Genomic DNA, 16,144 nt, shown 5'->3' on the forward strand with positions numbered 1-16,144 from the left:
TCCAGACACTAGCTAACCCAAACCCACCACTTCAACCATCCTTTTCAGCGAACTCAAGTTCACCAAAATATCCTCAGTCAGCGAATTCTGATACATCAACTGCCTAATAGGATAGCATTCAAAAGCCTCGCCCGCCAAAAAGTAATGTTCCAACTGCAAATATTGACTGATTCCCCAGTAATAATGGCTGATATAATGAGGCGACATCAACTCAATTACTTTAGTTCCCCGCCTGCAAAAAATTGTATTTGTCAACCCGCTGCCGTGGGCGGCAACTATCACCTCAGCGCGCTCAAAATGAGCAATTTGCTCAGCCAAAGACATCGATTCAGGCAAAATAGAAACAAAGCCAGATTGTTCCAAAACCTCAACCACATCTTCCTCATTCAAAACTCGGCGGTATCTCGCTTTGCTGCGGCTGATATAAATCCGTTTTGGATAACTAGCTTGAGGCACAATTCCCTTGAGAAACTCCCGTCTCAAAAAATCGATCGCCCACCCAGAAGGCCAGCCCAAATAGCCCGCAAAAGAAGGTACAATCAACTCTGTTGCTTGAAGGTGAGGAATGCGATCGCTCTCCAGAACTTTCTCCTCGGGAATGCCCAGAATCCTGAGACTTTCCCGCTGAAATTCGTGCTGACAACTGTTCACCACAAACCAATCAATCTGGGCCAAATCCCTACCGCTTTGCCGCAGCAATTCAATTCTCGGCAAAACATCCACCATCCAGTGAAAATAGACATTTCCCGACAAACCCGAAAGCACCACCACGCTGCCGTCAATTTGCTTTAAAGGTGGAAAGGATTCTAAGTTAAAAACGCTGTGTTTTCTCACATCGTGCTTCTCGCATCCCGGCAACAAACCCGGATAATCTCTAGACACATCAGCCAACAAATAATTATCAGGAGTAATGACAGCAATCGCCTTGCAAATCAGCCAATAATTTTGCTGCGGCACAATCCAAACTCGTCCGTCGGGAATCTGTGCCACAAAAGTTTTTGGCGCATCCACAGGTATCGGTTGCGAGTTAGACAAACGGCAAACTCCCCAACCCAAATGCACCGGATCGAACCACTTAGAAATTCGGTGCAAACACAGCCCGCAAGTTAAACCCGCACACTCGGAATTTGCCAACTGCGAATTAGTAACATAAAATTTAGAATTCTGAAGATTTTCGGCACAGGCTTCTGCGGCATATTTCCCAACAATCTCCACATAATTGCCCGCATCCAACTTAGCATTCACCAGCCAATCCCAACTCGATAAATAAATACCGCGAGGAGGTTTGAGAGAATTGCTATCTGGTAAACTAAAAGTAGATTTTTCCCACAGTTTAGGATCTCCATACCCGTGGAATTGCAATTCTAAAACCTGTTGGTAATACTCGATCGCCCTTTCCCAACGCCCCTGTTTTTCCAGCAGTTTGGCCAACTCAAAATAAACCTGGGGTAAAGCAGGTTGAATTGTCAAAGCCATGCGGTAAACTGCAATTGCCGCACCCAAGCGCTGCTGCAGCGCCAAGCAATTTCCCAGACGCCAGTAAAGCTCTGGATTTTGCGGCTGAATTTGCAAAGCTTTTTGATAATAAGCAGCCGCAGATTCATATCCGCCGTACTCTGTTAAAGCATTCCCCAAATGCAGGTAAATTTCTGCTAAATAATCGCAAATTTCAGCAATCGGTAATGTGGAATCGGTAATTAATCTTCCCTCTTCCTTCTTCCCTCTTCCCTCTTCGTTGACTTTTAAATCCGTTACATCCGTTACATCCGCTACAAAATCCGTTGCCGAACTTCCCATCAATGCTGTGAGAAATCGATCGCACGCAGCGATCGCCCTTGACAATTCATCATCCTCTACAGCAGCAACTCTGCGCCTTTCTCCCAAACGGCAGTAAGCCTCAACAAAATCGGGTCGCACAGCTATCGCTCGCTCAAAATAAGCCATGGCTTCCGCAATTTTGCCCAAAACCATCAAAGAAAATCCGGCGTCCGTACAGCCCGAAATATGCTGGGGATTCAGTTCGATTACGCGATCGAAACAAGCAACCGCCGCCGAATGTTCCCCCTGCAATTGCCAAGCTTTGCCCAAATTGTAATGAGCCAAAACCATGTCCGGCTCCAACTCGATCGCCCTGAGGTAAGATGCGATCGCCCGGGAGGGACTTTTGTCCAGCAACACCTGACCCAAATTATTGTGCAGCGTCGCCCAATCCGGCTTAATCTCGATCGCCCGCTGGTAAATCTCCATCGCCTCAGCAGGGCGATCTTCCTTCAGCAAAATCACACCCAGATTGCTGTAAGCTTCCACATAATCCGGAGCCAGAGCGATCGCCTGACGGTAGGTATCAATTGCCGCTTCTAGTTGATTATTTTCATCTAAAACCACAGCCAGATTGTAGAAAGCAAGCAGATAATCGGGTTTTTGGGCGATCGCCTGACGGTAACAGTCGATCGCGCCCAACAAATTTCCCTGGTTGTGAAAAACATTTCCCAAGTTATAATGAACTTCCGCCCAATCAGGTTTCAAATCCAGAGCTTGCCGGTAGTGAAAAGCCGCCTCATCCAGCCAGCAATACTCGCTGTAAAGTTGACCCAAATAAGCATGAGCCAGCACAAACTTGGGCGAAATCTCCAAAGCTTGCACAAAAGCATCTCTTGCCGCCGTCGGATCGCCGCTCGAAGCGAGGATTTCGCCTAAAGTGGTGTAAGCTAGCGGCGAAAATGGCTGTAGTTCGATCGCCTGATGGCAAAAATCGATCGCCTCAGTTAACTTCCCCCGCTTCAAATAAACTTGGGCTTGCCGGATGTATTCTTCAGTGGTCATTGCTTGCGGTGCAGTTGCGGTTGCTTTACCGCTTCAGGAAAATGTATAAATTCTGATTTTAAAACTTTGTATGTATATTTTAGGCGATCGGGCGCAGGACGCGGCGCCCGGCCCGAGCTGTGTCAACTTAAGCCTGAAATCCTCGATCTCTCTGGTTTGTATCAAGCGTCTCGATCCCCCTCGCATCGCCCCGGATAGTCGGGGAGTAGGGATTGACTTCGATCGCTTCAGGTCCCACCCCCTACTCCCCTTATTAAGGGGGGTGCCGGGGAGATCGAGACTCGGATGTAAACGACATTATTTATCCGGGGTTTAACGCGCTTGTTGACAATTTCCCAAAGGCCGTGCCCTGTCCAAAGCTGTATTTCATAGAATCGAAAACTGCTATATTTTGTGCGATCGGGCGATCGATTAATTTGAGCGATCGATTTCATGACTTACGGACAAAATGCCTCAAATCCCGATCCCGCTCCTAACCCCCCTTCAAAAGGGGGAACCTCAAAGCCCCCCTTTTGAAGGGGAGTTGGGGGGATCCATGCGTCCAGGAATGGATTTTTTTTAAATGCCCCTGCTTCACTTCCTGCCTTGAATAGTTCAACCTCACCCCGCTGGTGGCAGAATGAGGTTGAAATCCTTTCAAACTATCGGCTTTTGTGAGAACAGCCCCGGATAAAATCCAGTGCCGCCCCACAACTGCCAGTTGTTTTAGAACACCTCGAAGTTGTTCGAGGTAATCGTCAGGCCTGGTGTCAGTCTCGCCACCTCTAACACTCCGTTGCCACTGTTGAAGAACAGCGCACCGTTTGTGGGGTCGTAGATCAACTTGTTCGTGGTGGCTCCTGGGCTGTTAGCGCTGAAACCAGAAACGACAACAAACTCGCTGGTATCGACGCTGTTGCCCAACACAGAGAACACACCCCCGCCGGTCGTCTTCAAGCGGATCTTATCTTCGGCAGGCGTAAAGTCAGTGATCGTGTCTACGCCGAAATCGCCGCCAGCACTCGCGAAGTAGAACGTGTCGTTGCCAGCACCGCCCGTCAGGAGATCGCTGCCTCTGTCGCCAGAGATAAAGTCATTGCCAGCGCCGCCATCAACAGTATCGTTGCCTTTACCGCCGTAGACGCTGTCGTTACCGTCGCCACCGCCCACTGTATCGCTGCCTTCGCCGCCGTAGACTGCATCGTTGCCAGTTCCGCCGAGTACGACATCGTTGCCTTTTTCTCCAGAAACCACATCATTGCCAGCACCGCCGTCGAGCACGTCATTGCCTTTACCGCCAAAGATCCGGTCGTCACCGTCACCGCCAGCGACGGCATCATTGCCGCTGCCTGAAACGAGGGCATCGTTGCCGCTGCCGCCGCCGATGCTGTCATTCCCGCCACCGGAAAAAATCAGGTCGTCGCCACCGGCACCGGCTATGACATCATTGCCCTCAAAAGTCAGGAAGATATCGGCTCCTGCGGTGCCGTTCAAGTTGTTAGCGGTTGCCTTGCCGATAATGTTTAAGCCACCGCCACCTGCACCTCCAGGTAGAGTAATTGCTGGTTGTGTTGGATTAGTTACCTGTGTCATTTACACTCCTCCTAAAAGATGAATCACTTTTCTACAATACACTTTTCCCTCCAAAGGGATTCAATAAATGGAACCGGACATCGGTTGAGACCCTAATTGACCCGGCTGCTATAAGCTGTCATGTAATTTAATTTGTCAGCAGGGAGCCGGGAGGCGCGAGTTGAATCTTGTATTCGTTGAGCAGCGAGTATCGGTTGTTTTCTGCTTTGGACTCTCGACTCCATCACTCCCTCCTCTAGCACGAAAATATTCCAGTTAAACGTTTGTGAGTCTACCATAGGTCGCTTAGGTGCGGCTAGTCATTTTTCAAACTGTAGCTGGGAAATACACATAGACCATTTTTAATGGGAGTATGCTCTCAAGAAAATTGAGAATTTGCACCGCAGTCCTTGGCAACTGTCGCCCGGAAGTTCGATCGCCCCCAATGGAGCTGGAACTGAGTTGCGATTTTTCAGTAGACTCTGATTGACTTGACTTTTGAGTTCCGCCCATAGTTCCCCAGAAATCTATTTTTTTTAGCTGGCTTTCACAGCCAGCCCGGGCACGGGGCCCACATTCAATCAAACCCCGCCCCAACACAGTCCCGGACGCACTTTTGAGGCCGGGCGCCTTGATTTTTCCACCCATATTCCTCGCCCTCAACTGACGATTTTCGCGAAACCACCCGGTTTTTCAACGAAAATAGGTTATTTCAGCAATCAGCCGCATCCATCCCGACAATCAGACAATGCAGCGCTTGTGTTGTGAACTTGGGATGAAGGGTGGGCCGCTAGAGTTCTGACGGTACTGTCAGTCGATTTTAGATTTTAGATTTTAGATTTACTTGACTGATTTACTCCACAGATGAATCACCCGAGCCCGAACAAGAGTCTAAAATTTGGGGCTGCTCGCGACAGGAGTCCGAAAGCAAGTATCCGTTTTTGGGCGGGGGTAAAAGCTGAGAATAAGCTGCTGCGCCTCTTAATGGTCTGTTGGTTCTGGACGACGCAGTGTCAAACAGACAAATCTTTGACCAGCGGCCAGCGACTCTTGAGAGTGTTCTCGATCGAAGAATGATTAAGTTTTTATATAATTAGATTGGAAAATTTAATTTTACACTATTAAGTTTTCAGTAAAGATATTCTTGCTAATTGTTAACTTCGAGCGCATCGTTAACAATTAGCAATTTCCCTGAAATTTGGTTTGGCATTCATATACAAGCTGTACTATTTACCCGATCGGTGTGCTTCTAGTTGAGCTGTTGACCCGTTGGAATAGCTCTGGCTGTCGTAGCTGTAGATGTGAGCGTCGCTCTGGAAAATGTAATTGATCGAAGTAGCGGCATAGTAAGTCAGCGCTAGCAGCGACACTGCATTAAGAATTCGATAAACTCGCTTCTCAGATATTTCGTTCATTTTCACTCCTACTTTTTGTGCAAATAGCCAATTTGGATACTGTGACGGCACTTTTTTTGAGAAGTTCCCAAAAATGCAGCACCCGATCAAAATCCGATCGCTCGCCTTCTCAACTCGTGATGCCTCGCATAAGACAAGTTTTGTTTGAGATTAGCAAGAATTTTTGTTGGCTATTTCATATTGCAGTCTCTGCCTTGAATTGTCTATCTAACTGCGGTAAGAGTTCGGCAATTTTGGCGGCATCGAACTCTACGATTGCCTGTTTATAGCTGCTATAATTTGCAGTTATATAGCCGCCAAAGCTTACAGGAGAAAGAGTTTCTCGTTTTTTACACAAGCAAGGATTTTTCCAAATTCGATTAATTGCGTGCAGCGATCGGAAGTTACAAAACTTATTAATTTAGTCACCGGCACGCTGAAATATGTCTTAAGTTATACTTGGGCCAGCAACAGACCGTGTTACATTACAGATTAAGTTTGAGCTTGGTGCAGGTGGCAGATAATTTATGATTAAAAAATTGTTGCGGTCGCTCTCCGAAAATCTGGATCTGACACTTTTGACTGACAAATTTGACTGAGCGACAACCTTAAATCACGATGTAACCAAATAAAAATAGGCATCAAAAAGCAGAAGGCCGAATTGGAGAGCGACCCAAAAATACTGTTTTAGGATTCAGCATTTTTATGTGATTCTACCTTGTAGGTGCGATTTGTTGTTGTCATAAAATAAGATGATTTACCAGAAAGAACTGGTTGAAAGCCCCAAGCCCCGAGATCCCTTGAGAAATTAAAATCCGACTATTCATTACTCCAATCCTCGGACTTCCAGGTAGAGGTCGCCCTCTTGCGGTCAACCCTTCGACTTCGCTGACTGACAAGCTGTCACAGGTCAACTGTCAACTGAATCGATGCCAGGAGCGAGGAACGGGGATAATTTAGGCAAGATGACTCACTGTGCTTGAGTAAGTTAATTCCACAATTTATTAGGATTTTTGCTCGGATTTAGTAGCTTGTACAACCGACTTTCGGCTGGTAAGCTGCAAAAAGGATAGGGGCAGAACAACAGGCCAAACCAGAGGGCCGAGCAGTAAGGCTATCCAAGAGAGCAAGTCTTTTTTTGATGTCGAAGTATCGTTCCAAAAAACAATGAACCAAACAACAAAAACGATTAAGGAAATTGAAAAGTAGCCAATAATTATCATTCTTTTACCTGCCTGCCTATATATGGGATCGAAGTATTTATGATTATTGTATCTCAGGGTGCGGCTCGCCGATCGTAACTGGACGCCCTCGGCTGCAAGGGTCGAAAACCCAAAGTTTCACAGCTCTCCGAGTCCAGAGCCTGCGATGTGGTCGATCGGACGCACTCGTGGGCCAACAGCGGCGCCCGGCGCGTTCAAAGTCTGGCGCTCAAAACTTTTCGAGGTTTCGTCTAACTTTGAGGCTACTGCGGCGATCGCAGCAAATGCGATCGAGGTCTTTCTTTCTATGTGATTATACTCACGTATACTCCCAGACTTAGATCACAAGTCGAGCCAAGCAAGATCACAGAGCTTAGCCGACGGCAATCACCCTACTCTGTTCTCAAATGCTCGATATTAGAATAGTCGAGTTCAACGAGATTTTATGCAAACTCTGACTTTAAAATCCGATCGCGCGATCGCTGAACTATTCTATCAAGTCAGCCATTCAGGCAATCTGACTCGCACTGAAAGCCACGGACTGCGGGCACTGTGCAAAAACGCTCTCAGTGAAGACGACCGAGATGCCGTCAACCGCCTGCTTCACGCCATCCGCCGCGGATGGGTCAGGATTTCCGATTAATCCAGTAAAAAAAACGCAACTGTAGGAGATATCCCAACCCCGCTCTCATCAGTTATTCCCAATTCAAGAATCTTCAATGCTTCAATGCGAAAATGGTATCAGTCCCCTCAGACAGGAAGTTTAGATGAGTAGTTCTACTCTCTCTCCTGTAAAGCTTTGCCAGAAATCAGATTTCCGTGAGTATGTCGCTCCATTAACCCTCTAAAAAAAATTGTGGCGATCGTTTCGATCGAACCCGGTTTCCTAAAGAAGCCGGAATTTTTGACGTGAAGCAGTCAGTAGTCAGCAGTCAGCAGTCAGTAGTCAGCAGTTAGCACTGATTAAGTAAATCCACGGAAAAACAACCACACCAAGACACCCAGTAAATGCAAGCAAAAGCGGGTTTCTGAACACAGTCAAAGTTTGACGTTTAATTAAGTCGATTTAGTTAGCAGTCATTAGTTAGCAGTCATCGCAAAAAAACCATAGTATCTTGTAGGGGATATTAAGCGTGAAGATCGCTCCTATACAAACGAGTAGATGAGTGGTCTCACCCCCCGACCCATGTAATGTTTATTGGTCAAGACATATTTATAATTGTTTAATAACTAAATTAGAATTTATTTGTCACAATCTCTTAAGAAAAAATCCTGAGTTCGGAGTAGCCAAAAGCGAGGAATCGGGACGGGGTTTGTGTTTCGAGTTGCTCTCTCAATCGGGGCAACATCTGATCCCCAAGTCCGGCTGACTCAAATCACTAATCAAAACGGAATCGATCACATTTACTCGCGTATTTGAATCACATAAAAATTTGGAAAATCAGTCAATACTGTCAAAAGTCAGTTCAATAAGAAAACCAATGATGACCCAAACGTTTTTACCTCAATTTACGATCGCAGAGCTAGTCTTTCAGGTATATCACTCCGGTCTGCTGACTCCCACTCACCGACAACAGCTCAAGAGTGCGCTGTTAAATGACTGTCTGACCGAAGAAGATCAAACAGCCATCAACCGCTTGCTCCACGCCGTTCGCCGGGGCTGGCTGAAAGTTGTAGATTAAACGCCTGAACTCAAAATTTTTGCCGCTCCTCATTAAATTCACTGTCAATCGATCTTAGATTGTAGATTTGAGATTTTCCATTTTTCGATTTGAGATTTAGTCCACAGATGAATCTGGAGATTGAACTTCGATCTAAAATTTTTGACTCTTCACAAGGCGAGTGTAGGTGGCACAGTATCCGTTTTTGCGCTGTTTCACTAGGCCGAATTAAATCGCCTCAATAAAATCAGGAATTAAGCTAAATGTAGGGTGCGCCACAAGCACCCTGCGGTTTTAACTTATGTTTTGCGAACTTATTTACTCAGAGATTTTGCCGTCAGGCATCATCGCCTCTCTCAGATTCGCCTCCTTCAAATTTGTCCCGCGCAAAGAAGCTTGATGCAAGTTTGCTCCCCGGAGATTTGCTCCCTTCAGGGAAACTCCGCTCAAATCTGCTAGATGGAGATTTGCACAGCTCAAGTTAACTCCGCTCAAATCGGCTCCCTTCAAATCCGCTTTTTCGAGATTTGCTTCTGTCAAATTTGCCCAACTCAGGTTTGCTTGAGCTAAGTTAGCATTGCTGAGGTCAGCTTGTGTTAAGTTGGCGTCGGTTAAATTGGCTTTGCTGAGGTTGATTCCGCAAAGTTTTACCTCTGTCAAGTTGGCACCTTGCAAGTTAGCGTTAACTGCATAAACTTGAATCAAAATTGCCCGCTGAAGGTTGGCATCTCTGATGTCTGCACCCCTGAGACTCGCCCCGGTAAAATCGGCCCCGCCGAGCACCGCACTCCGCAAGATGGCTCCGCTCAAGTTCGCTCCCATCGCCTCGCATTCGCCGAAATTAGCGGACATGAGGTTGGCTTGGGAGAGATCCGCTTGGCTGATATCCGCTTGATACAGATTGGCTCTGTAGAGCGTTATGCCGATCGAATTTGCACCTTTTAAACTAGCTTGACTCAGGTCAATATCGCGCAAATTAGTCCTTGACATATTGACCCCGCTCAGGTCTACTGTACGAAAAACCCGTTCTCCGGCTGCATAGCGTCTGAGAAGTTCCTCTGCATTCATGTCATTTTTCCCAAAATATTGAATAATATCTTTGATATTTCAATAATATTAGGCATGAGCGACCTTTACGTTTCTTGGTCTGAGTACCATCGGAAAATTGAGGATTTGGCTGTAAAGATTGATGAATCTCAGTGGAAATTCGATCGCATTGTCTGTCTGGCGAGGGGAGGGCTGCGCGTGGGCGATACTCTGTCGCGGATTTTCCACAAACCTCTGGCGATTTTAGCGGCCTCGTCATACGGTGGGGCCCAGGGGAAAGTCCGGCGGGCGATCGAGTTTGCGCCTAATTTGACAATGGTGGGCGATAATTTGGGCAGCCACATTCTGCTAGTTGACGATTTGGTGGATTCGGGAATTAGTTTGGAGCAAGGAATCGTTTGGCTAAAGAAGCGCTACGGCGAGGATATTCAGGAAATTCGGACTGCTGTGCTTTGGTACAAGGCTTGCTCTGTTGCGAAGCCGGATTATTATGTAGATTATTTGGCTGACAATCCTTGGATTCACCAACCTTTTGAAGTGTACGAAAAGATGAGTGCGGCTGATTTTGCGGCGAAAGTGGGGAGACGGGTGTTTAATACAAAGTAAAGAGGGCGGGTTTGTGTAGATATCGGGTGAAAGTCAAAGATTGTGGGTGAAACCCGCCCCTACGAGTCTTTGGTTTGTAGTTGCTCTTTTACCCAAGCTCGAAATGCTCTGATTGTCGGGCTTCTTCCTTGGGTGTTGCTGCGATCGACATATTGGGGAATTACATCAATAATGGGAAAATCGGGAAAACTTGGGCTGCTATCAGACTCAATATATTTTCCGTCTAGAAGCCGATAGATTTTCAGGATTCGCCCGTCATATCTCCAAAGTTCCGGCACTTTCAAAGCTTGATAGCTGTTTAAACTGGTTGGTGAGGAGTTGTCAATCCCGATCGCCAAATCGGGAGGCGGATCTACTGTTAAATCTATTCTATCCTTACCTCTGATAGCAGCTTCGTGCTGAATGTAGAAACAATCGTCAGGTTCTACGCCGCTCTGCATTTCTTTGCTTTTGAACGTAGTAGAACCTAAAACATCACAATCAATATTAAGTTCTTCCAGAAGCACGTTGACAAAGTATCCAATCAATGATTTAGCTTTTTCATGTTTTGGTAGTGGCATCCTAATTTCCAGTGTTTCTTTGTAATAAGTAAGTCGAAGTGCGTAACCTTCGCCTAACTCATCTAGGATAGACGAGTACATTTCCCAGCTAACGTTTTGTAACTTTATTTTATTGCCGGGTGGGATAATTAGTTGACTTAGTTCAAATACTGTTGGTTTGGTTTCTGTTTGCATCGGTTGCTTCCAGGAATGGGACTTATAGCTCTATTCTATCAAGGGATTCAAGAATCGATCGCCCAAAACTTTGATTAGCCTCTTTTCAATGTTTGGCATTTACACAAATCCTGAAAAGTAGGGACACGGCAATCCCGTGTCCGGCTTAGGTTCGTAGTGAGGACTTTAGTCCTTTGGTTTTTATGCGGACTAAAGTCCTCACTACGAACCAAAGAATTAGCGAACCGAAAGAATGCGATCGCCCAATTGCATACTTTGTGCCAAAACTTCCTGCCGCGCCCACTTGTCCGCCGCCAAAATATCATCTAAAGCAGGACTTTCACAGTTGTCAGCTTGATGTTTGTCGCAGGCTTTCTCAATCAACTTCGGAATATCCAAAAACGTAATTTTTTCCTCCAAAAATAGCGCTACAGCCTGTTCGTTTGCCGCATTCAGCACCGCAGGCATTGAACCGCCCGCACGTCCCGCCGCATAAGCCAACTGCATACAAGGATACTTTTCGTGGTCGGGTTCTCGGAAAGTCAAATCACCGCATTTTACCAAATCTAGCTGCGGCCAATCTGTATGAATTCGCTCCGGCCAAGACAAAGCGTAAAGCAGCGGCAACCGCATATCCGGCCAGCCCAATTGTGCCAAAACTGACGTATCTTGCAGCTCAATTAACGAGTGAATTATGCTCTGGGGATGGATGACAATATCAATGTCGTCATAATCCATCCCGAACAAGTAATGAGCCTCAATTACTTCTAATCCTTTATTCATCAAAGTAGCAGAATCGATGGTGATTTTCTGCCCCATCGACCAATTCGGATGTTTCAAGGCATCGGCGACTGTTACTTGTGCTAATTTGTCGATCGGCAAATCTCGAAAAGAACCGCCCGAAGCTGTGAGAAGAATTCGGCGCAACCCTCCCGCCGGTATGCCTTGGAGGCATTGAAAAATTGCCGAATGTTCCGAATCAGCCGGCAATATTCTAACGGCGTGTTTTTCGATCAGGGGGTTGACAACGGGGCCGCCTGCGATTAATGTTTCTTTATTGGCTAAGGCAATATCTTTGCCTGCTTTGATGGCGGCAATTGTTGGCAGCAAACCGGCACAGCCAACTATGCCGGTGACGACGGCTTCAGCGTCGCCGTATTTGGCAACTTCGACAACGCCTGACTCGCCAGCAAGTAAAATAGGTTGAGGGTCGAGATCTGCGATCGCCTCCTTCAATTCCTGTAATTTATCTGCGTCGCAAATCGCGACAATTTCCGGTTTAAACTGGCGAATTTGCTGTGCCAGCAAGGTGACATTTCGTCCGGCGGTTAAGCCGACAATCCGAAATTGTTCCGGGTATTCAGCTACAATATCCAGAGTCTGAGTGCCGATGGAGCCTGTGGAGCCGAGAAGAGTTATTGCTTTCACAATAGTTTAAGGTTTTGTGGGATGTTCTAATATTACGATTACTGGAACTCAAATTAGTAAAAGTTTGCCACAGTAAATTCCGATCGGCACCTAAAAGCGCGCACTAGATAGGCAAGGTGCGCCCATAAGCACCCTACATTTAGATAGTCAGTTATACATAACTTACACAAAAAGTGGTTTTATGCGCTACCTTATAGCCGTAAGGTGCGCCACAAGCACCCTACATCTAGATAATTAAATCCTTCTTCCGACTTCCATTTCTCTTCTTCCTTCAACATCTGCTAGTGTCAGCTTTTATGCAAAACTCCTCAGAAAATCTTGCCATCTCCGGCGAGGAAAGCCGCAGCGCACTTGCGGACAATTTACCCCCAGCTAAATTATTTGGGCCGCCGAGTGTAGTTTGGATGGCTGGTGCGGCGGCTGCGATTTTCTTTTTGTGCAGCAGTTTGCGGCACGCTTTGTTTCAATCAACCGCTTGGGATTTAGGAATTTTCGACCAAGTTATCTATTTAATCAGCCGGGGAAAGCCACCGATTTCCTCATTTTTGGGCTTTCACATTATGGGCGATCACGCTAGTTGGATTTTCTATATTTTAGCATTATTCTACAAAATTTATCCCGATGTTCACTGGCTTTTAGCAGTGCAAGCTGTGGCTTTAGCTGCGGGTGCTTTGCCTGTTTGGAGTTTGGCCGAGTTGGCTGGTTTGAATCGAGAAAAATCGGCATCGATGGCAGCGGTTTACTTGCTTTATCCGGTAGTTTTCAATATCAATTTGTTTGATTTTCACCCGGAAGTTATTGCTTTACCCGCTATTTTGTGGGCGATTTTGGTGGCGCGTTTGAGTCAGCCTTGGCGGTTTTGTGCGGCGGTGATTGTGATTTTGGGCTGCAAGGGTGTTTTGGCTTTGACTGTGGCGGCGATGGGTTTGTGGCTGCTGTTATTTGAGCCCGAAAGTTTATCTGGGGGGAAAAAAAGGGTGAGAATGGCGATCGCACTTTTTGCTATTATCATCGGCACAGCTTGGTTTTTGATTGTTACCCAAGCAATTATTCCCGGTTTTCGGGGGACTGAATCCGGCGGCGTCGGGCGCTACGCTTATCTGGGAAGTTCGGTATTAGAAATTGCCGGAAATTTGCTATTAAAACCTGGGTTGGTTTTAGGGAAAATCTTCTCATTCGACACTTTCAAATATCTATTTTTATTGATTTTACCCGTGATTTGGGGGCTTTCACCTCGACATTTAACTCCTCTGGTTGGCGCGCTGCCGACTTTAGTTTTGAATGTGCTTTCCCAAGAACCGTTTCAGCGGAGTTTAGCTTATCAGTATTCGCTCCCAGTAATCCCATTTCTCTTGTTAGCAGTTATCTCAAAGGAAGAAGGAAGTTCGGCAACGGGCAATGTACGGGATTTAACGGATGTCACTGATAAAGGTTCGGCAACGGGCAATGTACGGGATTTAACGGATGTCACTGATAAAGGTAATCATGAAGAAGGAGAAAAAATACCGATTACTAATTACCAATTACCAATTACCCATTCCCAATTACCGATTCCCAATTTAAAATATCCAAAAACAGTTATTATTTGGTCGTTCATAGTTTTCTTGTTTTTGGGCGAGTCTAAGGATTTTTGGCTGTATCTCAATCGCGCCGACACTGCGCCAGCCTCGCGGGAAGCTGTCAGCCAAATTCAGCCGCAAGCTAGCGTTTTAACCGACAACCGACTTGCGGCCCACTTGGCTCACAGGCCAACAATTAAGGCACTTTCGCAAATATCCTCCGAGGCGGATGCAGTGAATTTTGACTCTGTACTGTTGAATTTGCGCCATCCGTGGCCCGATACGAAGCAATTGGGCGATCGCACGGCAAATTACCTCAAAAAATCTCCCAACTTTAAATTACAATATCAAAAAGATGATATTTTGCTATTTCAAAAAATTGGTGAAAATCGATAAAAAGTTAAAATGCTCGATTTAAAACACAAAACAATTCACCCTGTAGCCTGGATGATAGGTGCAGCAACCCTCATCATGTTTGCCGCCAGCAGCGCGCGGCACGCATTGTTTCATTCAACTGCATACGACTTAGCCATTTTTGACCAAGCAATTTACTTAATTTCTCAAAATCAGACGCCATTTTCCTCATTAATGGGAATCAATATTTTAGGCGATCATACGGCGTTTATTTTCTATCCGCTAGCTTTACTTTACAAAATATATCCAGATGTTCACTGGCTGTTATTCCTGCAAGCTTTTGCCCTAGCGTTAGGTGCTTGGCCTAGCTGGAGTTTAGCACGTCTAGCGGGATTAAACGAAGCAAAGGCAATAGGAATTGCAGCCGTATATCTGCTTTATCCCGCAGTATTTAACGTCAATCTTTTTGACTTCCACCCCGAAGTAATTGCCTTACCCGCAATCTTAGCAGCAATCTTAGCCGCTAGACTCGATAAAATATTGTGGTTTTGTGCCGCCATTGTATTAATTTTAAGCTGCAAAGCCGTGCTATCTTTGACAGTTGTGATGATGGGTGTTTGGCTATTTTTCTTTGAAAAAACGCGCAGGTGCGGACTCATAGCTATATTTCTCGGCGCGGCTTGGTTTTTGATCGCAACTCAAGCTATTGTACCGTATTTTAATCAAGGCAAGCAGCACGCAGGTGTCGGGCGATATCAATATTTAGGAAACTCTGTTTTTGAAATAGCGATTAATTTAATTCTCAAACCGCATCTAGTAGCGGGGCGGCTGATTTCAGCCGATACTTTGGGATATTTAATTTTGTTATTTTTGCCTGCTATTTGGTGGCTTTCCCCGCGCCACCTGTCGCCATTAATTGCTGCTTTACCCATGCTCTTGATGAATATTCTTTCGGATATTGAGGCTCAGCGAGATTTGATTCACCAGTATTCTGTGCCGATATTTCCGTTTTTATTAACTGCTGTAATTTATACTCTAGCAGACAGACAGAAAAGAGGCAGCAATTTCGGGAAAAATGCAATTAGTTATCTGGGGAATCACCGCCCATGGATTCCTCGCATCTGGAATCGCATCACACTTAATCGCATATCTATTAAATCTGTTAAACATATCTGGACTAACCGCATTTGGGTTCGCCGGAGTTGGAAAGGTGGAAAATTGCTCTTTGCCAATTCTTTGCTGGCAAAGTTGTTAATTTTGTGGTCGCTGTTAACCTTCTTAATTTTAGCTAAGTACGGCTATTTTTGGACGGTTTATTTAGACTCTCTCGATACTTGGCAAGCGACGCGGCAGGCCATTAACAGAGTGCAAACTAAAGGCAATGTGTTAACAGATAATTCCCTAGCAACTCATCTCGCCCACCGTTCAACAATTAAATTGCTGCATCAAGTTGCCAACGGACAAAGTTTGAATGAATTTGAGTATGTCTTGCTAAATCTGCGCCATCCTTGGCACGATACTGCTGATACTGCTGTCAGTGTCGCTGCTCAACTTAAACAATCTCCTGGGTTTAAGATTAGCTATCAGCAAGATGATGTTTTGTTATTTCAAAAAATCCGCGATTAGTATGATAATAAGTAATAGTCGCGGAGGTATCCATACCAAAGAAACCGGGTTTTTCACTTTTTTTAACGGCTAGGATGCAATATTTTGTAAAAAAACCCAGTTTCTGCCTCCAGGATTAAAGTAAGATACAACCCGGTGAATCAACCGTAATTCCTGTAGGGGCCCGTGAGCCAATATCTT

11 protein-coding genes are annotated in these 16,144 nt (G+C 45.8%); 5 read left to right on the forward strand and 6 right to left on the reverse strand.

What is annotated here, in order from left to right; translation table 11 throughout:
• Window positions 1-12 precede the first annotated feature (12 nt).
• From QUB63_RS32685 to QUB63_RS32695, 3 genes are all read right to left on the reverse strand, one after another.
• On the reverse strand, window positions 13-2,823 hold the full coding sequence (locus tag QUB63_RS32685) for a tetratricopeptide repeat protein (protein ID WP_332949542.1): 2,811 nt from the start codon (window positions 2,821-2,823) through the stop codon (window positions 13-15).
• A 705-nt stretch (window positions 2,824-3,528) separates the two neighbouring features.
• The gene (locus QUB63_RS32690; RefSeq protein WP_332949544.1) at window positions 3,529-4,395 is read right to left on the reverse strand and encodes a calcium-binding protein; all 867 of its coding nucleotides are present in this window, start codon (window positions 4,393-4,395) and stop codon (window positions 3,529-3,531) included.
• A gap of 1,205 nt (window positions 4,396-5,600) precedes the next feature.
• Window positions 5,601-5,789: a hypothetical protein gene (locus QUB63_RS32695; RefSeq protein ID WP_332949545.1), complete on the reverse strand. Its 189-nt coding sequence runs from the start codon at window positions 5,787-5,789 to the stop codon at window positions 5,601-5,603.
• 1,626 nt (window positions 5,790-7,415) lie between these two features.
• Between QUB63_RS32695 and QUB63_RS32700 the strand changes: the two genes are divergently transcribed.
• Both QUB63_RS32700 and QUB63_RS32705 read left to right on the forward strand, forming a co-directional pair.
• Window positions 7,416-7,613, forward strand: coding sequence for a hypothetical protein (locus QUB63_RS32700; protein ID WP_332949546.1), 198 nt, complete (start codon window positions 7,416-7,418; stop codon window positions 7,611-7,613).
• An 838-nt stretch (window positions 7,614-8,451) separates the two neighbouring features.
• Entirely contained in the window at window positions 8,452-8,652 is a 201-nt protein-coding gene (locus QUB63_RS32705; protein ID WP_293175457.1) for a hypothetical protein, read from the forward strand.
• A 297-nt stretch (window positions 8,653-8,949) separates the two neighbouring features.
• Here the strand turns inward: QUB63_RS32705 and QUB63_RS32710 are convergent, their stop codons facing one another.
• Window positions 8,950-9,699, reverse strand: coding sequence for a pentapeptide repeat-containing protein (locus tag QUB63_RS32710; protein WP_332949548.1), 750 nt, complete (start codon window positions 9,697-9,699; stop codon window positions 8,950-8,952).
• 54 nt (window positions 9,700-9,753) lie between these two features.
• Here QUB63_RS32710 and QUB63_RS32715 point away from each other — a divergent pair, with 54 nt between their 5' ends.
• Complete coding sequence (locus QUB63_RS32715; RefSeq protein WP_332949549.1) at window positions 9,754-10,284, forward strand: phosphoribosyltransferase; 531 nt, start codon at window positions 9,754-9,756, stop codon at window positions 10,282-10,284.
• A 59-nt stretch (window positions 10,285-10,343) separates the two neighbouring features.
• Here QUB63_RS32715 and QUB63_RS32720 read toward each other — a convergent pair whose 3' ends face one another.
• Both QUB63_RS32720 and dxr read right to left on the reverse strand, forming a co-directional pair.
• On the reverse strand, window positions 10,344-11,018 hold the full coding sequence (locus tag QUB63_RS32720) for a Uma2 family endonuclease (RefSeq protein WP_332949550.1): 675 nt from the start codon (window positions 11,016-11,018) through the stop codon (window positions 10,344-10,346).
• A 216-nt stretch (window positions 11,019-11,234) separates the two neighbouring features.
• A complete protein-coding gene (gene dxr, locus QUB63_RS32725) occupies window positions 11,235-12,425 on the reverse strand; it encodes a 1-deoxy-D-xylulose-5-phosphate reductoisomerase (protein ID WP_332949551.1) in 1,191 nt (396 codons plus the stop codon).
• A 296-nt stretch (window positions 12,426-12,721) separates the two neighbouring features.
• Between dxr and QUB63_RS32730 the strand changes: the two genes are divergently transcribed.
• Window positions 12,722-14,380 carry a DUF2079 domain-containing protein gene (locus tag QUB63_RS32730; RefSeq protein WP_332949552.1) on the forward strand — a complete coding sequence of 553 codons (1,659 nt, stop codon included), beginning with the start codon at window positions 12,722-12,724 and terminating at the stop codon, window positions 14,378-14,380.
• A gap of 9 nt (window positions 14,381-14,389) precedes the next feature.
• Window positions 14,390-15,964 carry a DUF2079 domain-containing protein gene (locus QUB63_RS32735; RefSeq protein WP_332949553.1) on the forward strand — a complete coding sequence of 525 codons (1,575 nt, stop codon included), beginning with the start codon at window positions 14,390-14,392 and terminating at the stop codon, window positions 15,962-15,964.
• The last annotated feature ends 180 nt before the right edge of the window (window positions 15,965-16,144 follow it).

Origin of the sequence: Microcoleus sp. ARI1-B5 (assembly GCF_036705795.1) — a bacterium.
GTDB lineage: Bacteria > Cyanobacteriota > Cyanobacteriia > Cyanobacteriales > Microcoleaceae > Microcoleus.